Genomic DNA, 25,324 nt, shown 5'->3' on the forward strand with positions numbered 1-25,324 from the left:
TTCTTGCAATAACTCTCCCTTCCTTTTAAATTATAATTAGCTGTCAAATAAATATTAAAGTTTTCCGATTGAATAAGGGTTCATTATGTCCACTGAAATTAAAGAGACTTCGAATGAGACAGAAAAACTGTCTAGCATACCTGTATTACCATTAAGAGACGTAGTGGTCTACCCTCATATGGTTATTCCTCTATTTGTTGGTCGAGGAAAATCAATTAAAGCCCTGGAAGCGGCTATGGTTGATAGTAAGCAAATCTTTTTAGTAGCACAGAAAAAATCATCAAATGATGATCCTGGCGCTGAAGATATTTTTCATGTAGGCACATTATCCAGTGTTCTTCAGTTGTTAAAACTACCTGATGGAACAGTGAAAGTATTGGTTGAAGGTGAGAAACGTGCCAAAGCGAAAGAATATAATCAGACTAAAGGATATCTAGAAGCTGATCTTGAATTGCTGGAGGATAAAAATGCCGCAGTTCAGGAACCGGATATTGGTATTTTAATGCGCTCCTTGATGTCGCAATTTGAGCAATACATTAAACTAAACAAAAAAATTCCACCTGAGGTTTTATCTCCTCTTGCTGGTATAGAAGAACCTGGACGGTTAGCAGACACCATTGCTGCTCATTTAACCTTGAAAGTTGACGATAAACAAGAATTATTGGAAACAATGGATGTTGGTACTCGTCTTGAGCGTTTAATGTCGGCTATAGAAAACGAAATTGACTTGCTGCACGTCGAAAAGCGCGTGAGAGGGCGGGTTAAGCGACAAATGGAGAAAAGTCAGCGAGAATATTATCTCAATGAACAAATGAAAGCGATTCAAAAAGAATTAGGTGAATTGGGCGAAGAAGGGAATGAAATTGAACAATTAGAAAATTCTATTAATAAAGCCGGTATGCCCAAGGAAGCAAAAGAAAAATCGCTAGCAGAACTTCATAAGTTGAAAATGATGTCGCCAATGTCTGCTGAAGCGACTGTTATCCGCAATTATCTTGATTGGATGCTTTCAGTACCCTGGAAGAAGAGAACTAAAATTCAATTTGATTTGCCTAAGGCAGAAAAATTATTAGATAAAGAACATTATGGCCTAGAGCTAGTTAAAGAACGCATCATTGAATACTTGGCTGTTCAGCAACGTGTGAAACGTTTAAAAGGTCCTATACTTTGTCTTGTTGGACCTCCAGGAGTAGGTAAAACGTCATTAGGACAATCTATTGCGAATGCTACAGGTCGTACGTTTATTCGCATCGCTTTGGGTGGTGTTAGAGATGAAGCAGAGATTCGTGGTCATCGAAGAACTTATATTGGATCAATGCCAGGAAAAATTATTCAGAAATTGTGTAAGGCTGGAGTAAAGAATCCACTCATTATGTTGGATGAGGTGGATAAGATGGCGATGGATTTCCGTGGTGATCCAGCTGCAGCTTTGCTTGAGGTATTAGATCCAGAGCAAAACCATACGTTTAACGATCATTATCTCGAAGTAGATTATGATTTAAGCGACGTCATGTTCATTGCAACAGCAAACTCGCTTGAAATTCCTGCTCCATTATTAGATAGAATGGAAGTGATTCGACTTGCAGGATACACAGAAGATGAAAAAGTAAGTATTGCCGAAAAATATCTTGTTCCGAAACAAGTCGCCTTGAATGGTTTAAGTAACCAGGAAATACATATTAGTGAAGGAGCGATTCGCGAGGTTATTCGTCACTATACACGTGAGGCAGGCGTTCGTAATTTAGAACGAGATATTGCTAGTGTTTGTAGAAAGGTCGTGAAAGAAATTTTATCTAATAAAAAAGTTAAAAAAATGACTGTAACCACCAGTAATATTGAAAAATATTTAGGTGTGAAAAAATTCAGATATGGTTTAGCCGAAGAGTTTGATCAAGTTGGACAGGTTACAGGTTTGGCATGGACGAGTGTCGGAGGTGAGTTGCTAACGATAGAAGCTTCAATGATGCCTGGCAAAGGAAAAGTGACGCATACCGGTCAATTAGGTGAGGTCATGCAGGAATCCATCCATGCAGCGATGACTGTTGTACGGAGTCGAGCTAAAAAATTTGGCTTAGCTGATGATTTTTATGATAAGAATGACTTCCATGTCCATGTCCCTGAAGGTGCTACACCCAAAGATGGTCCTAGTGCGGGTATAGGTATGTGTACGGTGTTAGTTTCTGTAGTAACACAGATTCCTGTTAAAGCGGATGTAGCAATGACGGGAGAAATAACGCTGAGAGGGCAGGTATTGCCAATTGGAGGTCTTAAAGAGAAGTTATTGGCTGCTCATCGAGGCGGAATTAAACATGTCATTATTCCTGAGGAAAATGTAAAAGACCTGGAAGAGATTCCAGATAATGTTTTACGTAAGCTATCAATTCATCCTGTTAAGACCATAGAACAGGTGTTAGAGCTGGCTTTACAACGCACTCCTTGGGTAGAAAAGCCAAAAAATGTACAGCCTGAGGCTTTAGTAGGTAAAAAATCAAAAAAAATTAAAAATAATGATTTACATACCCATTAATTAGATGTATATTTCGTTTCGTAGCCCGCCACTAGCGGGCATTGCAAGGAAGTAACTACTTGACCGGTTAATTTGGTGAGTTCAAATAAATTAACTTAGAAGTATGGAAGATTAACTGTATAGGGGAAGCAATGAATAAGAGCGAATTAGTTGATGCTATAGCAAGTGGTTCGGGTTTGACAAAAGCTGACGCAAGCAGAGTTCTCGAGACTTTTACTAGTACTATTACTGATGCTTTAAGAAGTGGTGATCAAGTAGTAATACCTGGTTTCGGTTCTTTTTCAACAGGCAATCGTTCAGCACGTACAGGTAGAAACCCACAGACTGGCAAAGTTATTCAAATTAAAGCGTCACGAGTAGCCAAGTTTAAAGCGGGTAAAAACTTGAAAGAGGCAGTTCAAGAAGCATAAGGTTTCTGGGTGCTTAGCTCAGCTGGGAGAGCATCGCCCTTACAAGGCGAGGGTCGTAGGTTCGATCCCTACAGCACCCACCAAGAAATGGAGTGGTAGTTCAGTTGGTCAGAATACCGGCCTGTCACGCCGGGGGTCGCGGGTTCGAGCCCCGTCCACTCCGCCAGATTAACGCGCCGAAAGGCGCGTTTTTTTTATCTGGAATGTTTGTTTTTTCAAAATTATTTCCTTTATTTCAGATTCTTTATATTTAGAGAAAGATTGGGTGAAGTTATAAAAAGAAATACCATACCCACTTCACCATAATTCTATGGCTGATTCAGGAAAGAGGAATTTTGCAAAATAAGTGTACTGTTGTTTTTGTTTTGATTTTTTTCAGTCTGGGGTATAATCGACCCGCGCTGAATTATATAAAGCCTTAATTAATATATGGATCTCGGGACATGTTACAAAAGTTAAATGAACGTATACAGGGTGTTGTAGCTTGGTTAGTAGTTATTTTAATCGGTATTACGTTTACACTTTTTGGTGTGGATTATTATCTACAATCACGTCAAACGACAAATTCAAAGGTTGTCGTCAATGGCCAGCCTTTAACAATGCAAACATTTGAGACCAATTACAGACGTGCTCGCTCCATGCAAGATATTGAACAGATGACTGCTGCTGATGAGAAAAAGCTGCAGAATCAAGTTTTAAATCAAATGATTACTAATGAAGTTATGGTGCAAGCTGCTCGCAAAAATGGATTTGATGTCAGCTCGAATCAGGCAAATGCAGCAATTTTAGGTATCCCGCAGTTCCAGGAAGACGGTCATTTCTCAGCTCAAAAATATCAGCAAGCGTTAAATGCTGCTTTATTTACTCAATCAAGTTTTCAAAACGAAGTAAAACAGGGGATGTTGTTAAACCAGCAACGATTTGCTTTTATGGGAAGCTCTTTTGCTTTACCTGATGAAATTGATCGGTTTGTAAGTCTATACATGCAAAGCAGAGACTATGATTATCTAACCGTTCCAGTGGCACTTTTTGAAAAGGATATCCAGGTTTCTCCAGAAGAAATATCTAGTTATTATAAAAAACACAAAAAAGAATTCATGACCCCAGAAAAAGTCAGCCTGGATTATGTTTCATTATCGATGCATGATATCAAGAGCAAAATTAAAATTTCAGATGATGATGCAAAACGTTATTATGAAGAAAACCAAAATAGCTATTTAATACCTGCTAGTTGGCAAGTGGCCCATATTTTATTTGCTGTTCCAAATGATGCCAGCCAAGCTGATTTGGAAAAAATTCAGAAAAAAGCGAATGATACTTATCAACTATTGCAAAAAAATCCAGAGCAATTTGAACATTTTGTTTCAACGCTTTCGGATGACAAACTTTCCATTGCAGATAAGGGTGTACTTCCCTGGATCTCTGCTGGACAGAATGATTATAATCGAATTTTATCTAATTTAACCAAGCCGGGACAGATTTCGTCTCCTGAAAGAACAAAACATGGTTATGAAATTTTTAAAGTAATTGCTTATAAACCTGTTTCAACAAAATCCTTTTCTGAAGTAGATCAATCGATTAAAGAACAACTTATCGCTGAAGCAGCTCAAAACAAATATACCCAAGCTTTGGAGCAATTATCAGATTTAAGCTATCAAACTCCAGATTCTCTTCAACCAGTAGCAGAGGCATTAGATTTGAAAATCGAAACAACTCAGCCTTTTTCAAGAGAGGGTGGTGCCGATACTATTACAAAAAATAAACAGGTAATAAATGCCGCATTCAGTCATGATGTTCTCGACTTAAGTAATAATAGTGAACCAATACAAATTGATAATGACTCGGTTGTAGTTGTAAGGGTTAATCATCATTGGGATGAATCACAACAGCCTTTGGAATCTGTTCGTGATCAAATTAATAAAATATTAGTTAAGAAAGGTGCTGAAGCTAAAGCCAAAGAAATTGGAATGAATTTATTAAGTCCAGTTGAAGATAAACAGCAGCAAGAACTGATCAGCTCAAATAATTTATCATGGAAATCAGAAGTTATGTCAACTCGTGATAATGATAAGGTTGATACTGATATTAATGATACGGCATTCAATTTATTGCGACCAGAAAGTCGCAATGGTCTTGTTATGCAAAATGGTGATTATGTAGTAGTGAGATTAAAGCAGATTCATGATGGGAAATTGAGTACATTAGACAGGGAGCAGCAAGATAGCTTAATTCAACAAATTGAAGCAAGCTATGGCATGATGGATTATGACTTGTATGAAAAGAGTTTAATTAGTCGCGCACAAATTGTGAAGCATTAAGATCTATAGACAAACGTGCTAAGTAGTATCTTACTTTAGAGGTTCTCTTTAAGTAGGCTGAGTAGCAAAGTTTGGCGATGTAACCCAATAAAAGGAGTCTCTATGTCTGATTTAAGTACGAAGTTTACCGATCTTAAATTGAAACAACTATATGCTCATATACTAAGTCATTATAAAAATTGTGTTGGTCGTTATCTAAATATTTATGAGATGTACAATGAGATGTTTCTGGCGGTGCAATTTTCTATAGAGTCGCCGTTGAGTACAAGCTCTCTATTTCTTCTAGACCGAGAAGAAAAAGATAAAGCCTATAAGGCTTTTAATAAAATATTTTATGCTTTACCTCTCTTTAGAGAACAGGTTTCCCAAAAACAACACAAATTTAATCCTCAAATACCTCAATTTAACCCTGAGGTAAAATATGTGATAAATGAGTATAACAATTATAATTGCCACGATTCAAGGCTCATTGATTGGTTGATTTTGAGCTCAATACTCGATTCTCATCGTCATTCTCATTTTCATCATGATACAAGTTGTTGCTTTCCTTCTAACCATCATAAGCATGATTCATCATCAAAAGATGATTTAAGTAAGTTAATCGCCGCATTAGTTATTATCGTTATAGCAGCGGCTGCAGCTGTCTTGGCATTTATTGCTTTAGCCTACATGCTCGATGAGTTTGCAAACAGTATTGAGCGATTTTGTTATGGCGAAGGATGGTTGAAAGGCGCATTAATGTTAGCCACTTCTCTCGCATTTGGTGCTGGTTCAACTCTTTTAACGCTTAATTTCGCAGCAGCACCACTCATCGCTCTTGCTGTAGCGGCAGGATTTAATCCTGTTGGCGTAGTAATTCTTGGAGCGGTATTGCTTACTATCATAGGTGCTGGTATCGGATGTTGGGCAATGAGTATGATGTATGACTCCATAAATGCATCAGCGAATAAAGAGTCTATGGATCCAGAAGATCCCCTACGATTTCAATTAACTGCTGCAGAAGAAGAGTCTTTACAAAAAAAGGGTATTGATCCTATTGCAGTAAAATGTGCTATGGTTGCACTGCGGGCAGAAATGGCGAAATCGTTAGGTAATGAGAAGCCAATACCTTCTTTTTTCAAGCGTTATTTTGACGAAAATGGAAGTGAAGTCAATGAATTACTTACAAAGTTAAGGCATTTGCGTAAAGGTGAGTTGAAGATTGTTGAAGTAGGCGATTTGTGTTTTGATTGCAGAATCTCCCAACTAACCTATATCAATACTCAAACCTTTTATTCGCAACAAACACCCCCACCTTCATATTATGATTTAGAGCCTTCAGCTCCTCCTCAGTATTTCTAAGTGGATAGTTGATCGGGTAAAGTTTTCGTCTTTACCTGATCAAATCCTCAGTTTTACAATCCCGTGGTTGTCTAAAACTAGTCTTTAGATGTAAATGGAAGCATGCGCTTCAATACAAAATCTTTGCATATGAAATGATGGTATAAAGCCGCCAGAACATGAATTCCCACTAAAAATAAAATAATAAAAGCAAGCATTTCATGTGTTGAAAACATAATCCCACCAAGATGATCATTCGCTGAGATAAGGCAGGGTATGGTAAACCAACCAAAAAAGTTAATAGGCTTTCCATTAGCACATGATAACAGGTAACCAATAATAGGCATGAGGATGATAAGGATGAAAAGAGTATGATGGACCGCTTTAGAAGTAATGTATTGCCATCGGGGTTGAGTTTCTGGTGGAAGAGGCTTCACATTTATCATATGCCAAATGAAAAACAGGATTCCCAATATTAAGATGGTCATCCCTATAGACTTATGTAACATGATATAAAGAGAGGCTAGCGGTGAGTTATCACTAATGGACCAGACTAAATAATATTGGGCAGCAATTAAAATAAAAATTAACCAATGCAACAGTTTTGTCATACTACCAAAACGCTTTGCGCTATTCCTTAACATATGGTTCTCCACTGATGATAGAAGGTTCTACTATATCAACGACTTATATAATATTGAACATATTTTTATTATGGGAACTTATATTTTGAAATTAAATTCAATACCAAAACCAGCACTTTGTTTTGATTTATGAATTGGGTATCAGTAGTAGAGGAATTTAAAATTTGGCGGAGAGACAGGGATTCGAACCCTGGGAAGGTTGCCCTTCAACGGTTTTCAAGACCGCCGCATTCGACCGCTCTGCCATCTCTCCAAGCGAGGATACTACTCTAATGATCTTGGTTTTGCAAACATTTTTTTATATTTTAAGTGATCGCTGAATATTTTTTGTTGATGCTGTTTTTATTTCTCTCAATTTTTAAAAAAAACATAAGAATGTTCGCAAATTCAATCGTCCTAGGTATAATGTTTCAAATTTTTGTGGCTGTTGTTGTGGATGCAACAGATATATATTTAGATAGGTGTAGTTTATGAAACAAATTCAAATGTTGTTCCTTATCGGTCTTATTGTCTCTTTATCTGCATGTAAGACATGGTGGGGTAAAGATGATGAAGATAATAATCCTTACAAAGGAATGACGGCTGAGCAGCTTTATACAGTGGCCCAGAAGGACTTACGAAAAAAAGAATATGCAACAGCAATAAAGCATCTTGAAGCAATTGAAACAATGTATCCCTTTAGCGATTACACTGAAAGTTCGCAGAAGGAATTAATCTATGCATATTATAAAAATGAAGATTATCCTTCTGCTGCTGCGACGGCGGAGCGATTTATCCATCTTTATCCACGAGCCAAAAATGTAGATTATGCTTATTACATGCGTGGGATGGCTAACTTCCAACAAAGCCGAGGAGTTTTTGCAAAATTCTTACCTTTAGATGAGTCCTGGAGAGATCCCGGAACGCAAACTCAAGCATATTCCGATTTTGGTACGTTGATTCAAAAGTTTCCAGATAGTAAATATAAGGCTAATGCATTACAACGCATGATTTATTTACGCAATATGTTTGCACAACATGAGGCGAATGTGGCAACGTTCTACTTTAAGCGTCAGATGTATGTTGCAGCAATTAATAGAGCAAGTTATGTCGTTAAAAATTACCCACAGGCTCCAAGTGTAAAACAAGCATTAGTCGTTATGCATGATGCAAATATGGCATTAGGTTTTAATAAGGCTGCTGAAGAAGCCTTAACTGTTTATAAGGCAACTTATCATACAGACAAAATGGAAAAAATCACCTGATTTATTGATGATGAAATAAAAGCATCTTGTATATTTAATTATTATGGTGTGTGAAAGGGAGTTTCTTTATATTACGGCTATGGAATAGCAAATGAAGATGAGAGAAATTTTTATGGATAGTCCGTCTTTTTACAAAGTTCAATGGTAAGTAAAATGGGCAATAAAAAGAGAGCCGCTTTAGGCTCTCTTTTATTTTAAATTTATAGAATCTCTGCTAACTCGGGTTCTTTTGATTTCGCTGCGAGTGCGGCTAAAAGATCATTAGTCAACTCACGTAACTCACCTGATAATAAAGTAAGTGCTGCATCACGTTGTTGATATTCTTCATCAAGTTGCTTAATTTCGTTAAAATCATCAAGAAGGTAATCGAGGCTTTTAAGCTTTTTGAATGTAAAATCATGGGTTAAGGTAAATTGAATTCGTTCCTTCCAGATTAAAGAAATTTCTGCAGTTGCCATGCCTTGTGATAATAAAGTTATAATTTCCTCAGCTGGAAGCTCATAACCTTTACAATGCACACGTTTTTTTTCATCATCAAGAGAAAAAAGTAGGCAATCAGATGCTAATTGAAAATGATTAGGAAGTGTACTTGGCGAATGAATCCATTCTGCGAATCGTAAAGCCAGATTTTCTGTATGAGTTAGTGGTTCAATTGTAATCCCTGCCACTGACTTACGTAAAAGAGAGGTAAGCTGTAATGCTTGATTAGCACTGGAAGCATTAACTATTATTCTGTTGCTCGCACTATCCAGGATGGCAAGCATTTTTTTTTGGACGCAAAACGATTTGGGCAATAATTCAAACTCAATATCTTCGGCCATTTGTGCCTTTTCTGCACGTTTAACGGTGCGGCCTTGTTGGGTTTCAAGCGCATGCACTCTTTCAGCAAGCATTTTGTTGATCACCCCACGTGGCAGTAAACGTTCCTCCTTCCCCATACAAATCAGTGAACTTCCGGCAACTTCCTGAACCATTTCGTCTGCAAAAGCAGGAAGCCAGCCATAAATAAAACGGGCGTGGGGCGGGCAAGGTTTTAGAATATTTTCAGCTAGGGAGGCTGTTAAATCGCTAGCTTCATCCAGCTCATATTGATAGATCAGTGCATTGTTAAACCACATAAAGAACTCCTGAGATTACATAATAAAATAGGTACCGATTGCCATCGTCCTATTATACGGTAGTTTATAAAAGTCGATATTTAAATTAGCCGAATAATTGCGTATTAGAAAAGCAAACAACTTTTCTTGCCAATAAAATGTTAATGATTTTTTTGATTTTGATGCAGTAATATTTGGAATTTCTACCATATAAGTAGCGCGGTCAACATTTAACTTAAAGGGAAAAAGGTTTTTGTTCGAAGCACGTTCTAAAGCTCTGGGTATCGAAATGGTTTCCATAAATCCATAATGCAAAGTAAGATTGAATACTTTCTCGTGCAAGCAGGTAATTTCATAGCGTTGACTGTAATGTATATATGGGATGTTTTCTACTACATAATTTACAATAAGTACGCGTTCGGGAACGGCGCGGCTTAACTTAAGAAAATGAAGAAAGCTTCCTCCGCTTCTATCATAAACATCAGTGATAAATACTGCAGTCAAATCAGTAAGTTGATTCAAGCTTTTATACTCTAATTGCCTGAGAATCTTGGAAATATCATCCTTATTCATGTAATAGTTTTCACGCAAGTATTCTAAGCCAAATTTCCAGGTATACATAATGGTTGCTATTATCAGCGCGAATGTGACAGGGACCCAACCACCTGTCAAAAATTTATGTAAATTTGAACCGAGAAATGCAAAATCTATAATAAGAAATAATCCAAATATAGGGATAACCTTATATTTTGACCATTTCCAAATTGATAATGCGGCATAAGCAACCATCGCATCAATTAGAAGCATGTCTGCATTCACAGCAATGCCGTATGCATGAGCAAGCCGATCTGATGTTTGGAAAGCAAAACAAAAAGTTAAGGTCCCAATAAACAAAATAAAGTTAATTTGTGGCACATAAATCTGCCCTGAAAACTCCCTGGACGTTTGTACTATAGGTATACGAGGGCATAAACTGAGCAAAACCGCTTGTTTTGTCAAAGAAAAGGTAGCTGAAATCACAGCTTGTGAAGCGATTATTGTTGCAATGGTAGCGAGAATAATCAAGGGGATATAAAACCATTCCGGTGCAATCATGTAAAAAGGGTTGCTAATGGCATGGGGATTTAAAAGTAAGTTAGCCCCTTGGCCAAAATAATTTAATATTAAACAGGGAAGAACAACGGCAAACCAACCTGCTCGAATCGGATTTTTTCCAAAATGTCCTATATCTGCATAAAGCGCTTCACCTCCGGTGACAACGAGGAAGATGCCGCCTAATAATAAATATCCTTTTAATCCTGTATCACGTATCAAATCAAAGGCATAGTAAGGATTAATTGCAGTAAGCACAATAGGGGCTTTAGCAATTTGTATGATACCTAGAATTGCGATAGTTATGAACCAGACAAGAATAATTGGTCCGAACAGATTTCCAATACTTCCCGTTCCCCTTGCTTGTAATGTGAAAAGAAGAATCAAAATAATTATAGCGATAGGAAGAATAAAGGGAGTAAAAGTATCTGAAAGGGTGCTAAGGCCTTCTACAGCACTTATTACCGATATGGCTGGTGTTAGCATTCCATCACCTAAAAGCAAACCAGCTCCAAAAATTGCGACGATGTAAAACAAAGGTGTATATTTTGTACTTTTATACTTCATTAGTGCCAAAAGGGCGAGAATTCCTCCCTCGCCATCATTATCTGCCCGTAGAATCAAAATCAAGTATTTGAATGAAATAACAAGTATCAAACACCAAAAAATAAGGGATAGCACGCCTAAAATGTGTGATTGGGAAATAGCAATATTATTTAGAGTTACTTTTAAGGCATATAATGGACTGGTCCCTATATCACCAAATACAACGCCTAATGCCCCAAGGGTGAGACCATAAGAGAACTTGTTTGTATTTTCCATATCAATTACCAGAATGCATTGCTAAATTAATAGCAAAAAGGGAGATAAAGAGTTTTTTCATATTTGCTATACTGTCCCTAATTTTTATTTTTCCACCAGTTAATTGGAGTGGGAACGACTTTCTTAGGTTTTATAAATTTTACGAACTATTGCAGGTGTAGCGTTCTTTGTGTAGATTAGCCGATTTTTGTTCTTTGGGAAATAGAAAAATGAATGCAAAAGTTATTTTGCTTGCAGCAAAACAAAATACTGTATTACGCGGTCATCCATGGATATTCCCCAAGGCGATTGCGCGGACTCATGGGAAATTAGTTACAGGCCATTTGATTGATATTTATAATTCAGATGAGAAACTTATTGGTGTAGGTGTCTATAATGAGCATTCTCTCTACAGAGTCAGGGTTTTGGCGCTTACCAACGAATCCATTGATATTAGTAATTTGCGCACTTTGATTAGCCATCGCTTAAACCAAGCGAAGCAAGTAAGGGAGTGTTTAAATCTACCGAATGAAGAAACTACGGCCTATCGTTTATTTAATAGCGAAGCAGATGGTCTTTCTGGCTTAACGATCGATCGATTTAATCAAACTTGTGTTGTTGCCAGTTCCGCTTATTGGGTTGAGCTCAATCGAGAAATTATTATTGAAGCATTACAGAATTTGTTTCCCGCAGATCAAATTATATGGTTGCCTCAAAGTAAACCCTTGGGGCAAGATGGCTGGAAGCAAATTACTGTACAAGAGAAACAATATAATACTCAAGTTCTTGAAGCTGGAGTTATTTATGAAGTTGAGTTCGCTCAAGCACAAAAAACCGGGTTATTTCTTGATCAACGAGAAAACCATCAACGTATTGCTCAACTATCTAAAGGAAAGAATGTATTGGATCTCTACTGTTATAGTGGTGGTTTTGCCTTACATGCTGCTAAAGCAGGGGCTTTAAAGGTTACAGCAGTGGACAGTTCTGCTCAAGCAATAGCTCAAGCTAAAAAGAATGCAGTATTAAATGGAGTGTCCCAGATCGAATGGATTGAAGCGGATGCACGAGAGTATTTAACAAAAGCAGGGGACTATGATGCAGTTGTTCTTGACCCTCCTAAATTGGTTCCATCCAAGCAGCATGTTGAGCGAGCTAAAAACTATTATCGATTTTTACATCGTGAAGTGTTTAAGTACATGAAAACGGGGTCCTTATTAATGACGTGTAATTGTTCTTCAGCACTTTCATCTCAGGAGTTTTGCTCTTTGGTAAGTGCTCAAGCTGGAGCTGTAGGGAAACAAGCGCGAATTTTAGGTGTTTATGGTCCAGCAGGTTGTCATCCTACATTAGCATCTTTTCCTGAAGGAAATTATCTTACTGCAGTTTTGTTGGCTGTTGTGTAATTGATGTAAAAATAAAATCGCCTCTCCCAGCAATATGGGAGGGGTAGGGATGTAGGGATGTGCGGCGTAGCGTGAATCCCCTCATCCGCCCTAGCGGGCACCTTCTCCCCGTTGGGGAGAAGGAATTTAGGTATGAATCGATCGGTCTCTATCGCGTAAGCATTGCAACACATCATAAAAACTCAGTTCACATGCCTTTAATAAAACCAATAAGTGAAAAATTAAGTCGGCACTTTCATTAACTAATTCTTCGCGGTCGTTATTTACAGCCGCAATCACTGTTTCTACGGCTTCTTCCCCTACCTTTTGAGCACACCTAGAGAGTCCAGAATCTAATAATTTTGCTGTATAGCTGTTTTCATTTTTTGCATCCGCCCGCTCATTAATCAGCTCAATTAACTCATGGATAAATCCAAGATTGGTGTCATGTGCGAGTTGAAAGCAACTTGTGTACCCTAAATGACATGCAGGACCTTTAGGCAAAACCTGAATTAAAAGGCTATCATTGTCGCAATCAACACTGATGTGTTGTACCGACATGCTGTTACCTGAGGTTTCCCCCTTACGCCACAATCGTTTTCGGCTGCGGCTATACAGATTTAATTGGCCGGTAGTGAGGGTAGCGATCAAAGCCTCCTGGTTCATATAACCTAACATTAGGACATTACCATTTTCAGCATTTTGGATGATGGCTGGTAATAAGCCATTCATTTTTTTCCAATCTAAAGAATTAATTTCCATATGAATCATAGTCGTACCTCAATCTTTTGTTTTTTAAGTGCTAATTTTATTTCGTGTATCGTCAAAATTTTGTCATGAAAAATACTGGCAGCTAAAGCTCCATCTACTCGAGATTCCAGGAACACTTCAGTAAAATGATTAATTGCTCCAGCGCCTCCTGAGGCAATTAATGGTACCTGACATAGAGGTCGCATCAATTTTAACTGATGTAAGTCGTAACCTTCGCGTACCCCATCTGATTGCATGCAGTTGAGTACAATTTCTCCTGCACCTCGATCTTGTACCTCCTTGATCCATTCTTTTGTTTTGCGTCTCGAATTAAGCGTTTTTTGCTCATCTCCAGTATATTGATAGACATAATAATCATTATCTATCCATTGGCTATCGATTCCTATTACAACGCATTGGCTTCCAAAATTACGGCTTAACTCACTGATTAAGTCAGGGTTTTCTAACGCTGGGCTATTAATGGATATTTTGTCGGCACCAGAATTTAATACCGATTTTGCCTGATTAAGAGAACGAATTCCACCCGCTACGGTGAAAGGAATATTGATTGTTCCTGCCACTTGATTTACCCAATCCGGGCAAACCAAGCGTTGCTCTGAACTTGCAGTAATGTCATAGAATACAAGCTCATCCGCGCCCGATGCAGAATACTTAGCTGCAAGTTCAAGGATATTTCCAACAACACGATGGTAGCGAAATTTAACTCCTTTGACGACTTGATTATCGCGTACGTCAAGACATGGAATAATTCGTTTGGTTAACATATTGTACTCGCGTTCATAATTTTTCTATTTAACTAAAAACCAGGGTTTGAGGACGCTGAACCCAGGCACAAAAACTTTTTACGATAACATTGCGCTCAGGTCCAGAGTGCCTTGATAGAGGCTTAATCCCAGAATCGCTGCGTTAACTCCTAATGCATCCAATCGATTAATATCATCTGCATTACGGATACCTCCTGAGGCTTGCCATTCAATTTGTGGAAAACGTTCCACAGCCTCTTTATATAACTCAAAATTTGGTCCTTGCATCATTCCATCACAAGCAATATCAGTACAAAGTATTTGTTTCACATTGAGTTGTAGATAATTAGAAACGACATCCCATAAATTACTATTTGATGTTGTTTGCCAACCATGAATAGCCGGTATAGGTATCTTTTTTTGCATTCGAATATCTAAAGCCAGGATAATGTGTTGTGGATTTATCTCTTTAATAATTTGTGCAGTCAATTCAGGATTAGTAATGGCAACGCTGCCTAAGACTAGATTTGATATTCCTGCTGAAAAACATAATGTTGCTTGCTCTAAAGAACGAATCCCGCCACCGGCTTGCACCGGGATTCCTGTGTTTTGCATGGCACTGATTAAAGGCAGGTGTTGCATCGTTCCTGTTTGTGCACCATCCAAATCAACGACATGCAAACGTTTCGCGCCCAATTGGGCGAAGTAGGTGGCACGGTCTATAGGTAGTGTATCGAATTGTGTTACTTGATCAAATTGTCCTTGGCGTAATCGCACACAACGACCTGCTTGGATATCAATTGCAGGGATAAGGATCATACAGCCTCCATATATTTTAAGTCAGTTAGTTAGATCTGGTTGACGATTCGTCTAAGCTAACCTGAATAGCTACAAAAATTGTTTAGTAAACGCATTCCGGTTTCTGCAGATTTCTCCGGATGAAATTGCATTCCCCAAATATTATTTTTTTGAATTATTGCGGTGAATGGTTCACTGTATTCACAATAAGCCAAAGCATACTTGCTCTCACCAAGTGCATAACTATGAACAAAATAAACATAATCTTGTTCAATTAACCCTTGTTGTAAAAATGTCTCTGTGCACCATTGCAACTGATTCCAACCCATGTGAGGCACAGGGTAATTTTCCTGGCGAGGCAGACGTTGTATTGTTCCGGGAACTATTCCTAGACAACGAACATTATTTTCTTCGCTGTGTTCAAACAATAATTGCATACCGAGACAAATCCCCAACAGTGGTTGTTCTAGTGAGGTTATTACATCAATCAAGTCATACTGGCGCAATGCATTCATTCCATAAGCGGCAGTACCTACCCCTGGTAGTATCACGTGGCTTGCTTTATTAATTACCTTTGCATCGTGTGTTAATTGATAATCAAATCCCAACCTTTTTAATGCATTTGCTAAGGAGGTTAGATTTGTGCCACTAACATCAATAATGGCAATCATAATACCCCCTTGGTCGATGGTAGGGTATTGTTTGTTTTCATGCAGGCTTGCCCTAACGCTCTACCTAATGATTTGAAACAGGCTTCAATCATATGGTGATGATTTTGACCTTTAACTTCGATGTGAATCGTTGCACCAAGAGCGGTGGCTAATGAATTAAAGAAATGGGGTACCATTTCGGTTGCCATACCGCCAACAAACTCCCGGGTAAATTGGCCTTTGAACTCGCAAAAACCTCTTCCACTGATATCAATTGCGATAGATGCTAAAGCTTCATCCATCGGTAAGGTGAAGCCATAACGGTTAATACCCCATTTGTCACCAAGCGCTTTTTTCAGACCTTCTCCTAAAGCAATTGCGGTATCTTCAATCAGATGATGATCATCAACTTCCACATCTCCATTGGCACATAATTCAAGATTAAATCCACCATGTTTGGCTACTTGCTCCAGCATGTGGTTAAAAAATGGCACAGGTGTTTTTATTTCACTATTTTGGTCCATATCCAAAATTAACGTCAGGTTGATATCGGTTTCTTTTGTTTTTCTTTGAATCACTGCACTACGTTTTTGATTGAGTATTGTTTGGGTAACTTGCTCCCATCCATGTTTTTGAGAAATTGGCAGAAATTTAATACCCAGACTATCTGCAAATTGTCGATCAGTTTCTCTGTCTCCAATAACCCAGGAACATGTTTTATTAAATGCTCTTTCTTTTAGGAATTGTTCCACCAAGCCTGTTTTGGGTTTTCGACACAAGCAATTATCTTCGGGCATGTGAGGACAAATAAAAATTTCCTCAAAAAATATTCCCTGTGAAGAGAAAAGATCAAGAGTAAATTCATGACAGATTATAAAATCATCTTCAGGAAAGGAATGGGTTCCAATTCCATTTTGATTGCTCACCATAATAAAGCGGTATCCTTCTTTTTGTAATTGCAGTAATGAAGGAATAACATGGGGTGTGAGTTTGATTTTATCCAAAGAATCTACTTGAAAATCAAAAGGTTCTTCAATTAAGGTTCCATCACGATCAATAAATAAGATTTTTTGCATTTTAACATCCTGAAACATTATTTTGAAAAGAAGATAAAGTACGCAGCAAAAGCTGATTTTGCGACTCATCACCAACGGTGATTCGTAAATGCTTATGTAGCAATGAATTAGGTAAAAAGCTTTTAATTGCTATGCCTTGATTGGCGAGCCAAGAAGTTAATTCAATCGCATACTCGGTTTGAACAAGAATGAAGTTTGTTTCAGTTGGATAAACTTTTTCAATTGCAGGACAAGTTTGCAACTCCTGCACTAACTTTGATCGAGACTCTTTAATTGCGCTAATAGCCTGGGCAAACCATTCAGGCTTTTCCAATGCGCGTAGCGCTAAATCAATCACTACGCTGGAAAGAGGGAAGGGAGGCATAATTTTATTAAAGGCCTGGATTATATTTGCTTGCGCTAAAATTATTCCTAAACGAAGATTAGCTAAGCCATAAGCCTTAGAAAGAGTACGTAAAACAATTAAATTATCGAATTGGGAAATTAGGGAAGTTGCACTTTGGGCTTCTGCAAATTCAATATACGCCTCATCAACAACAATAATGGAACGATTCTTATATTCATCGCAAAGAGTTGCAATAAAATCCAGATCGATTAGGTTCGCCGTAGGATTATTAGGATTACACAAAAAAATGAGTTTACAATTTTTTTGCCAACTATTTTTGATGTCTGCTAATGACAGTTCGAAATTGTTTCGAGAATCTATTGGACATTCAATAAGTTGCGCATGTTGTAAATATACATAAAATGCATACATGGAAAAGGTAGGAGAGAATTGCATACATGCATCCTGACCTGCGCTTAAAAATAAACGAGTAATTAAATCAATTCCATCATCTGATCCTCGAGTTAATACAATTTGATTTGCATCCACTTGATAACGTTTTGCTAATTGTTCTTGTAACTGGTCTTGCTGATGCTTTTCTGGATAAAAATTTAAATCAATATCCGTGCTTAATGCAGACCAAGGAAGCTCATTTGCATGTAATCGATATTTAGGAGCTCCATTATGAACATAAGATTGGTTGTTTAATAATTCAGGGCGTATTAAATTAAGTACAGACATTTAATTCTCCAATGAGTTCAACCTAATGGCTACGGCCTGTGCATGCGCATCCAAACCTTCAATTTGTGCTAATGCAATTGCCGCAGGTCCTAAATTTTTAATTCCTTCTTCGCTAATCGATTGCACATTAAAGCGAGTTAGGAAATCGAGTGTACTCAGGCCATTATGATTTTTGGCATAACCATTTGTCGGTAGCACATGATTTGATCCGGTTACATAATCACCAAGAGTTTCAGCAGCCCAGGAACCAAGAAATACAGTGCCTACACTATATATTTTATCTAGTAAATCTTTTGCATCCTCGCGATTTATAATTAAATGTTCAGGCGCATAGATGTTGACCATATTTAATTGTTCCGTTTGATCTGCACATGCAATAATCAAGCTGTTTGCCAGTGATTGTTTGATTATTTGAGCTCTTGATAAGCGAGTAAATTGAGCGTGCAGGTGTTGATTTACCTCTTCTGCAAACTGAATTGTGTCGCAAATCAAAATTACCTGAGAGTCGACTCCATGTTCCGCTTGGGCGAGCAGATCCGCAGCAACAAATGCTGGATTTGCTTGATTGTCTGCAAGAATCATCACTTCGGAAGGCCCTGCAGGCATATCGATAGCCGCACCATACGGATCTGAGGCAACCAGAGTTTTTGCTTCTGTAACATAACTGTTTCCTGGTCCAAAAATCTTATCGACTTTAGTAACCGTTTCAGTCCCATAAGCCATAGCCGCAATTGCTTGAGCTCCCCCGAGTGCATAAATGGTGTCTATGCCACATAATCGTGCGGCTACAAGTAAATGTTCATTAATGGAACCTGATGCATCAGGTGGAGTACATAATATTTTTGTAGGACATCCAGCAACCTGCGCGGGTATGGCTTGCATTAACAATGAAGAAACCAAAGGAGTTTTGTTGCCACCAGGTACATACAAACCGACGCGTTGTATTGGTCTATAGGTGCTATAAATATTCACTCCTTTTGCGGTACATATATTTTTGTTTTCCGGTAAAAGCGCCTGATGGTAAGTGGTAATGGTTTTGATTGCCTCATTCATGGCAGTAAGTGATTGTCTACTAATGTATGCGTTTTCAATTTTGTTCCTAGAGATTTCCAGGCTTTTCAAACAAGCCCCATCGAACTGTTCTGTAAATGCAAATAAGGCTTGATCTCCAAATGTTCGTACTTGTTTGATAATCTCGTGTACCTTGCTTTTTACTGATGAAGTTTGCATGGGTCGAGTTAAATAGAGTTTTTTTTCAGCTTGGGATAGGGTTTGCCAATTTTTAATCGATAACATCATACTACTCCAACATTTTTTCTATGGGTAAAACCAATATAGAACTGGCACCTAGAGTTTGAATGGTTTCTAAGGTGTTCCAAAATACTCGCTCACTGGAAACAACGTGAACGGCTACTTTATCCATATTTCCTGGTAAAGGTAGAATTGTGGGCGATTCAGCTCCAGGTAGTTTTTCTGCAATTGCTTCGAGAGCAGATTTGGGGGCATGAAAAACAATATATTTCCGTTCCTGAGCTTGTTGTACTGCCTGAATTCTTCGCGCAAGCATGTCAAATAAGTCTTGAAACATGTTGGAAGACTGTAGCGCGCTTTGGATCAATACGGCCTGGCTTGAAAGTACTGTATCGACCTCATTGAGTTTGTTATCCTCCAAAGTTTGGCCACTTGAAACCAGATCACAAATTGCATCAGCCATACCCATTCGCGGGGCAACCTCAATTGAGCCCGATAATACAAGACTTTCAGCACATATTTTTTTATCACGTAAATATTGATTCAGTAAATTAGGATAGCTGGTAGCAATACGTTTGCCATCCAGACTTCCTGGGCCTTGATAGTCCATAGACTCAGGAACAGCAATAGATAAGCGACACGTGCAAGTACCCAACGTTGCTGTTATTTTGTATCCTTTGTGTGGGTTGGCAAGTGAGGCTTCTAATAAGACGTTTTCACCAACGATACCTCCATCACATAAACCATCAAATACTAAAACCGGGATGTCATCATCGCGTACAAAAAGTAAATCAATGGGAAAGTTATCAACATGTGTAAGCAGACTATTGGGCTTTATACGAAACTTTAACCCACATCGTTGTAAAAGATTCAAAGACTCCTCTGATAAACGACCCTTTTTCTGTAATGCCAAACGTAAACGATTTTTCACGATAACTCCGATCTTTTGGCGATTAGTTCATAACCGCCAGTACCAAAACTTAAACAGCGTGCTACACGAGTTATTGTGGTCACGCTAACTCCCGTTTGCTCATGAATCGTGCGGTAGGGAATACCTTGTCTCAATAAAGGAACAACTTGCCAACGATCTGCCATTGCTTCGAGCTCTGCTGGAGTGCATAAATCGGTAAAAAATTGCAATGCTTCATCTTTGTTCTCAAGCATGCTGATGGCATGCATTAAATCAGGTAGTGCAGAATGTTTTAGTGTAGTATGTGTTTTCATATTAATGTATTAGCGCGTTATAACATTAATACAATAGTAAAGACTATTTTTAATTCTGTCAATGGAGAAAAGTAGATAAACGATTAATATTGATCTAAAAAAATAGTAGTCTGGGTCTATAAGTTAAAAAAATCCCCTCTCCCAGCATTGGGAGAAGGATAGAGGTGAGGCATCCAGGCTATGAAGCTTCGGCTATGCGTTTAGAATGGAGCGGATCTGGCTTAACAACCATACAAAGATTGATAAGCCTCAAGTTTTTTAACTTGTTCGTTTTGATTTGTACTCTTTAAGTAATCGATTAAATCAAATAAAGTGATAATTGAATACACATCAATGCCCTGTGCTTTAATTTCAGATAATGCTGATTCCTTGGTTAGCCCACGTTCGCATCGATCCAGAGCGATAATGACTCCAGTTAATTGGCCACCATGTTGCTTAATCAAAGCCTGTGATTCTCTAAAAGCGGTACCTGCAGTAATAACATCATCGACAATAATTGTTTTTCCGGACAAGGGGGCACCAATTAATTGGCCTCCTTCACCATGATCTTTTACTTCTTTACGGTTAAAAGTAACGGTAGATTCTTTTCCTAACTCAGCTAAAGCTATAGCTGTTGCGGTAGCAAGAGGTAGGCCTTTATAAGCGGGCCCAAATAAATGTTCAAATTGGACTTTATGCTCAAGTAAAGTCTTTGCATAAAAATGTCCTAATTTCCTTAAAGCGTCTCCTTGATAAAATAAGCCTGCATTAAAAAAATAAGGACTAATACGGCCAGATTTTAAAGTAAACTCACCAAATTTTAATACTTGGCAATCAAGTGCTAATTTTATAAAAGCTGATTTCATCTGATTCATTGTGTATTTCCAATAGAAAAAAGTAAGATAAAGATGTTGTTTTTTTTAAAAAAATTCTTAACAATCAATAAAAAACTGCTATGCTAATCTATATGTAAGGAAACAATTCTTACGTATAGTGAATGTTTATTATAACTCAGCGTTTTAATAGTAAATATTTTTGCGCTAAAAATAAACATCTGAAATAGTTGGATAGTAAAGCTTAAGACAAAGGGGATAGCTAATGTCGCAAAGAGAAACGGGCCATGTAAAATGGTTCAATGAGAAAAAAGGATTTGGATTTATCATTAATGAAAGTGGTGACGATATTTTTGTTCATTATAAAGATATCCAAGGTGTAGGATTTAAAACCCTCCATGAAAATGATCCAGTATCCTTTGTGCTTGATAAAGGACCTAAAGGGTTAAAAGCACAAGACGTTACACTGATTTCCGAACAGTAAAGTAACGCATAATATATTCTCAGCTATCGCTGCGTGTTAAGTTTAACCTAGGCTAAGGATTTGCCGTAACCTGGGTTTACTTCTCATGCAATGAACTTTTTGATTATGGCTACAATCCGGAAATTTTTGTTCTGGTAATGGCTTTTTATTGAGCTTGAGCCCGAAAATTTAGGGATGTGGCAGTTAGTCAATGATATCTTTTGGCTAAATATTATAAAAACAATAATATAGATCTTGAATTCTTCAAAAACATCTTCATATATCCCTATCGTTTGTTTATTTTTTACTTTAAGGGATTTGTATGAAACGTTTGTCCATGTATCAGGTAGATGCATTTGCATCCTCTCTTTTTGAAGGTAATCCTGCAGCAGTTTGCCCTTTAGATAGTTGGTTAACTGATAAAGAAATGCAAAGTATTGCTTCAGAAAATAATTTATCAGAAACAGCTTTTTTTGTTCCTGAAGGCGATGGATATTACATAAGATGGTTCACGCCAAATGAAGAGGTTGCTTTATGTGGCCATGCAACCCTTGCCAGTGCTCATGTTATTTTTGAGCAATTAAATTTTAAAGGATCGGAAATAAAATTTAATTGCAAAAGTGGGGTACTTATTGTTCGTAAAAATGAAAATGGCATGATGATGGACTTCCCAGCGTTGCCATATCATCCAATTGAACTGTCACCAGAGTTACAGCAATTAAATTTAAAAAAACCGCACAAAGTCTTGAAAAGTCAGTTTGATTTAATGTTTGTTTATGAGAATGAAAATGACGTAAAAATGGCTGAACCCGATTTGGATGCAGTAGCTCGTTTGGATTACAGAGGCCTCATTTTAACTGCACCAGGAAATAATACAGATGTTTATTCACGATGTTTTTATCCAGGATGTAATGTTCCAGAAGATCCTGTAACTGGCTCTGCACATTGCGTTATTGCCCCGTATTGGTGTCAACAATTGAGCAAATCACATATTAATGCCCTGCAAGGGGGTAACCGTCAGGGCAAATTGGAGTGTGAAGTAAAAGAAGGACGAGTCTTTCTTTATGGAACAAGCCATCTTTACTTGGAAGGGACAATTTACTTGCCATGAACACTATTGAGACACCAAGACTTTTATTAAGAGCATGGAGCGATGATGATATTGCTCCATTTTTTTCTATGAACCAAGATCCCAAGGTAATGGAGTACATTGCTAATTTTTGGACGATGGATATGGTTGCTTCATTTATCGAGCGAATGAATGCACAGCTCGCTGAAAAAAATTATACCTTATGGGCTGTAGAAGAAAAAAGTACGCAGGAATTTATGGGTTTTATTGGCTTAAACAGTCCCGCCTGGGAAGCACATTTTACACCATGTGTGGAAATCGGTTGGCGTTTGGCATTCTCATTTTGGGGTAAGGGCTATGCAACTGAGGGGGCTCAAGCTGTTCTGAATTATGCATTTAATACACTAAAATTAAAGGAAGTAGTTGCTTTTACTGTGCCTGAAAATTTACGTTCACAACGCGTTATGGAAAAACTCGGAATGATTCGGGATAGGTATGGGGATTTTCTTCACCCTAAAATTGATCCAGTCAATTCTTTGGCGAAACACTATCTATTTAGGATAAAAAATAATCCAGATTAATGTCCATCACTTAATGGAATGATTACATTATTTCCTTTATTTAATTTACTTAATGACATTATTTGCAGTTCTATTTATCATGAGTGATTTATTTAGAGTGTTCGTATTGGAAAAGGAGTATCTATGACAATCTATATGTTTCCTGGGCAAGGATCTCAAGCGAAAGGGATGGGGATCGAATTATTTTCTCATTTCCCTGAGCAAATAAAACAGGCTGATGAGATTTTGGGGTATTCCATTAAGGAATTATGCTTGGATGACCCCAAACAACAACTGAGTAAGACCGAATATACTCAACCCGCATTATATGTTATTGAAGCACTATCTTTTTTGGCCAGAACTGCTGAAGAGCCTGCACCACAATATTTTATAGGACATAGTTTAGGCGAGTATGCTGCTTTATTTGCTGCAGGTGCTTTTGATTTTGTTACAGGATTAAAACTGGTGCAAAAACGTGGTGAATTGATGGCCCAAGCAAGTGGTGGGGGAATGTTGGCTGTAATTAATTTACCAGAAGAGCGAATTAAATTTTTACTGAGAGCCAATGGATTGGATTCTATAGATTTTGCCAATTTTAATTCACCCAAACAAATTGTTCTTTCCGGACTTGCTGAGGACATTGCCAAGGCTAATGAATTGCTTGCCAAGGAAGCATTGATGTGTGTCCCATTAAAAGTCAGTGGCGCATTCCATTCTCGTTATATGCAAGCAGCTGCTAATGAATTTGCAAAATTTATTGCACCGTTTGAGTTCTCTCCACTTCAGACTCAAGTGATTGCTAATGTCACAGCAGAGCCCTATAGCGACACTATGATTAAAGACAATTTGGTAAGGCAAATTTCTCATCCTGTTCGGTGGACTGAAACGATCCGTTATCTCAAAAATCAAGGTGAAACGGTTTTTATTGAGGTGGGTCCTGGAAATGTATTGACCCGTTTGGTAGCGCAAATTTAATTATTCCAAAAGAGCAGATATTCCCATAAAAATGAACCACGTTTTATGGGAGTATCGAATTAAATAATTAAAATCTTATACGTCGTTATATCCAGTAGAAAAATATCATCTACACTTAATGAGAAATCAATTTACAGGGGATGTGATATGACGATTCGACTAAAACATGAGCATGGAACATTAGAAGCGATAGAACTTTTTCAGCTACAACACCATTTAGCGCTTCCTCGCCTTAAAAACTATTTGCAATCCAAAGGCTCAAGACAATGCAAATCAATAAAAAAAATTAGTATTGGGCATTCCACTTTGGATGATAAAGATTATAGTGCACTCCATGACATCCTGAAATTATCCTCTAAAGTAAGTGAGGTTTCCTTTTATGCGAACCATATTGATACGGAGCACCTCGCTTATTTATTTGATTCATTACCCAATAAAAAACTGAATACAATCAGATTTGTAGATAATTGGATAGGGGAGAAAGTTCCTGCTCACTTTTTCTCCTTTCTAAAAAAGAAAAAGCTGAACGTTTTGGATTTATCATTAAACTGGTTACGTGATACTGGAGTGCAGTGTTTATTAGCAGCATTGGAAACGAATACAGATTTATACGAGTTGGTATTAAGCTGTAATGATTTTAGCTTGGCAGGAATGAATGCTGTGCATCATTTTGTGTTGAAACATCCCTCATTAAAAATTTTGGACATATCATACAATAACTTGAATGAAGAATGCGCCAAAGAAATTGCCGCCATGATTACTAAATCACAATCTTTGACTCACCTTATTATAAGAAGCAACAAAATTGGTGATGTCGGGGCTGAGTATATTTCACAAGCATTAAAATCAAATAATAATTTAAAATATGTAGATTTATCAGATAATAAGATTTCAGGGACAGGCTTGTCTCAGCTCGTTCGTGAGGCAGAGACTCATGATAACCTTGAAGAGTTGATATTAAAGTATAATCATCTTCTTCCTTCAATGTTAAAACCAAACCGATCAGATTTACACGTTTTTTATTGATATTA

The 25,324-nt window shown here is 37.7% G+C and carries 24 protein-coding genes and 3 tRNA genes; 13 read left to right on the forward strand and 14 right to left on the reverse strand.

What is annotated here, in order from left to right:
* Positions 1 to 85: 85 nt before the first annotated feature.
* The 6 genes from lon to DGG96_RS10820 all read left to right on the forward strand — a co-directional run bounded on the left by lon (position 86) and on the right by DGG96_RS10820 (position 6,596).
* Entirely contained in the window at positions 86 to 2,527 is a 2,442-nt protein-coding gene (lon, locus tag DGG96_RS10795; RefSeq protein ID WP_110142673.1) for an endopeptidase La, read from the forward strand.
* A 131-nt stretch (positions 2,528 to 2,658) separates the two neighbouring features.
* Positions 2,659 to 2,937, forward strand: coding sequence for an HU family DNA-binding protein (locus tag DGG96_RS10800; protein WP_003631985.1), 279 nt, complete (start codon positions 2,659 to 2,661; stop codon positions 2,935 to 2,937).
* A 7-nt stretch (positions 2,938 to 2,944) separates the two neighbouring features.
* A tRNA-Val gene (locus DGG96_RS10805) sits at positions 2,945 to 3,020 on the forward strand.
* A 6-nt stretch (positions 3,021 to 3,026) separates the two neighbouring features.
* Positions 3,027 to 3,103 (forward strand) — tRNA-Asp (locus tag DGG96_RS10810).
* A 277-nt stretch (positions 3,104 to 3,380) separates the two neighbouring features.
* A complete protein-coding gene (locus DGG96_RS10815) occupies positions 3,381 to 5,255 on the forward strand; it encodes a SurA N-terminal domain-containing protein (protein WP_110142674.1) in 1,875 nt (624 codons plus the stop codon).
* Between the two features lie 102 nt (positions 5,256 to 5,357).
* The gene (locus DGG96_RS10820; RefSeq protein ID WP_110142675.1) at positions 5,358 to 6,596 is read left to right on the forward strand and encodes a hypothetical protein; all 1,239 of its coding nucleotides are present in this window, start codon (positions 5,358 to 5,360) and stop codon (positions 6,594 to 6,596) included.
* Between the two features lie 77 nt (positions 6,597 to 6,673).
* Here the strand turns inward: DGG96_RS10820 and DGG96_RS10825 are convergent, their stop codons facing one another.
* Positions 6,674 to 7,219, reverse strand: coding sequence for a cytochrome b (locus tag DGG96_RS10825; RefSeq protein ID WP_110142676.1), 546 nt, complete (start codon positions 7,217 to 7,219; stop codon positions 6,674 to 6,676).
* A 165-nt stretch (positions 7,220 to 7,384) separates the two neighbouring features.
* A tRNA-Ser gene (locus DGG96_RS10830) sits at positions 7,385 to 7,472 on the reverse strand.
* Positions 7,473 to 7,689: 217 nt separating this feature from the next.
* On the opposite strand from DGG96_RS10830, the gene DGG96_RS10835 reads away from it, so the two are divergent.
* Positions 7,690 to 8,463, forward strand: a complete 774-nt coding sequence (locus tag DGG96_RS10835) for an outer membrane protein assembly factor BamD (RefSeq protein WP_110142677.1) — start codon at positions 7,690 to 7,692, stop codon at positions 8,461 to 8,463.
* A 200-nt stretch (positions 8,464 to 8,663) separates the two neighbouring features.
* Here the strand turns inward: DGG96_RS10835 and DGG96_RS10840 are convergent, their stop codons facing one another.
* Together DGG96_RS10840 and DGG96_RS10845 are read right to left on the reverse strand one after the other, a co-directional pair.
* Entirely contained in the window at positions 8,664 to 9,581 is a 918-nt protein-coding gene (locus DGG96_RS10840) for a recombination-associated protein RdgC (RefSeq protein ID WP_110142678.1), read from the reverse strand.
* A gap of 15 nt (positions 9,582 to 9,596) precedes the next feature.
* On the reverse strand, positions 9,597 to 11,474 hold the full coding sequence (locus tag DGG96_RS10845) for a potassium transporter Kup (protein ID WP_110142679.1): 1,878 nt from the start codon (positions 11,472 to 11,474) through the stop codon (positions 9,597 to 9,599).
* A gap of 209 nt (positions 11,475 to 11,683) precedes the next feature.
* Here DGG96_RS10845 and DGG96_RS10850 point away from each other — a divergent pair, with 209 nt between their 5' ends.
* Complete coding sequence (locus DGG96_RS10850; protein ID WP_110142680.1) at positions 11,684 to 12,856, forward strand: class I SAM-dependent rRNA methyltransferase; 1,173 nt, start codon at positions 11,684 to 11,686, stop codon at positions 12,854 to 12,856.
* 126 nt (positions 12,857 to 12,982) lie between these two features.
* Here the strand turns inward: DGG96_RS10850 and hisIE are convergent, their stop codons facing one another.
* The 10 genes from hisIE to pyrE form a co-directional block, all read right to left on the reverse strand.
* On the reverse strand, positions 12,983 to 13,606 hold the full coding sequence (gene hisIE / locus DGG96_RS10855) for a bifunctional phosphoribosyl-AMP cyclohydrolase/phosphoribosyl-ATP diphosphatase HisIE (RefSeq protein WP_110142681.1): 624 nt from the start codon (positions 13,604 to 13,606) through the stop codon (positions 12,983 to 12,985).
* The gene (hisF, locus tag DGG96_RS10860) at positions 13,603 to 14,370 is read right to left on the reverse strand and encodes an imidazole glycerol phosphate synthase subunit HisF (RefSeq protein WP_110142682.1); all 768 of its coding nucleotides are present in this window, start codon (positions 14,368 to 14,370) and stop codon (positions 13,603 to 13,605) included. The genes hisIE and hisF overlap by 4 nt, the downstream gene beginning before the upstream one ends.
* 78 nt (positions 14,371 to 14,448) lie before the next feature.
* Positions 14,449 to 15,168 (reverse strand): 1-(5-phosphoribosyl)-5-[(5-phosphoribosylamino)methylideneamino]imidazole-4-carboxamide isomerase, encoded by a 720-nt coding sequence (gene hisA / locus DGG96_RS10865; RefSeq protein WP_110142683.1) that lies wholly within the window; start codon positions 15,166 to 15,168, stop codon positions 14,449 to 14,451.
* A gap of 56 nt (positions 15,169 to 15,224) precedes the next feature.
* A complete protein-coding gene (gene hisH, locus DGG96_RS10870; protein ID WP_110142684.1) occupies positions 15,225 to 15,818 on the reverse strand; it encodes an imidazole glycerol phosphate synthase subunit HisH in 594 nt (197 codons plus the stop codon).
* Positions 15,815 to 16,873, reverse strand: a complete 1,059-nt coding sequence (gene hisB, locus DGG96_RS10875; RefSeq protein WP_110142685.1) for a bifunctional histidinol-phosphatase/imidazoleglycerol-phosphate dehydratase HisB — start codon at positions 16,871 to 16,873, stop codon at positions 15,815 to 15,817. Before hisB ends, hisH begins: the two co-directional genes overlap by 4 nt.
* Before the next feature lies 1 nt (position 16,874).
* Positions 16,875 to 17,939 (reverse strand): histidinol-phosphate transaminase, encoded by a 1,065-nt coding sequence (gene hisC, locus DGG96_RS10880; RefSeq protein WP_110142686.1) that lies wholly within the window; start codon positions 17,937 to 17,939, stop codon positions 16,875 to 16,877.
* Positions 17,940 to 19,235, reverse strand: coding sequence for a histidinol dehydrogenase (hisD, locus tag DGG96_RS10885; protein ID WP_110142739.1), 1,296 nt, complete (start codon positions 19,233 to 19,235; stop codon positions 17,940 to 17,942).
* A gap of 4 nt (positions 19,236 to 19,239) precedes the next feature.
* A complete protein-coding gene (gene hisG / locus DGG96_RS10890) occupies positions 19,240 to 20,121 on the reverse strand; it encodes an ATP phosphoribosyltransferase (RefSeq protein ID WP_110142687.1) in 882 nt (293 codons plus the stop codon).
* Complete coding sequence (locus DGG96_RS10895; protein WP_110142688.1) at positions 20,118 to 20,414, reverse strand: YerC/YecD family TrpR-related protein; 297 nt, start codon at positions 20,412 to 20,414, stop codon at positions 20,118 to 20,120. The genes hisG and DGG96_RS10895 overlap by 4 nt, the downstream gene beginning before the upstream one ends.
* A 221-nt stretch (positions 20,415 to 20,635) precedes the next feature.
* The gene (pyrE, locus tag DGG96_RS10900; RefSeq protein WP_110142689.1) at positions 20,636 to 21,268 is read right to left on the reverse strand and encodes an orotate phosphoribosyltransferase; all 633 of its coding nucleotides are present in this window, start codon (positions 21,266 to 21,268) and stop codon (positions 20,636 to 20,638) included.
* Between the two features lie 223 nt (positions 21,269 to 21,491).
* On the opposite strand from pyrE, the gene DGG96_RS10905 reads away from it, so the two are divergent.
* The 5 genes from DGG96_RS10905 to DGG96_RS10925 all read left to right on the forward strand — a co-directional run bounded on the left by DGG96_RS10905 (position 21,492) and on the right by DGG96_RS10925 (position 25,319).
* A complete protein-coding gene (locus DGG96_RS10905) occupies positions 21,492 to 21,710 on the forward strand; it encodes a cold-shock protein (protein ID WP_110142690.1) in 219 nt (72 codons plus the stop codon).
* A gap of 301 nt (positions 21,711 to 22,011) precedes the next feature.
* Positions 22,012 to 22,800: a PhzF family phenazine biosynthesis protein gene (locus tag DGG96_RS10910; RefSeq protein WP_110142691.1), complete on the forward strand. Its 789-nt coding sequence runs from the start codon at positions 22,012 to 22,014 to the stop codon at positions 22,798 to 22,800.
* Entirely contained in the window at positions 22,797 to 23,339 is a 543-nt protein-coding gene (locus tag DGG96_RS10915) for a GNAT family N-acetyltransferase (protein ID WP_110142692.1), read from the forward strand. Before DGG96_RS10910 ends, DGG96_RS10915 begins: the two co-directional genes overlap by 4 nt.
* Before the next feature lie 123 nt (positions 23,340 to 23,462).
* A complete protein-coding gene (fabD, locus tag DGG96_RS10920; RefSeq protein WP_110142693.1) occupies positions 23,463 to 24,293 on the forward strand; it encodes an ACP S-malonyltransferase in 831 nt (276 codons plus the stop codon).
* Between the two features lie 147 nt (positions 24,294 to 24,440).
* Positions 24,441 to 25,319: a leucine-rich repeat domain-containing protein gene (locus DGG96_RS10925; protein WP_110142694.1), complete on the forward strand. Its 879-nt coding sequence runs from the start codon at positions 24,441 to 24,443 to the stop codon at positions 25,317 to 25,319.
* The last annotated feature ends 5 nt before the right edge of the window (positions 25,320 to 25,324 follow it).

The organism is Legionella qingyii, assembly GCF_003184185.1.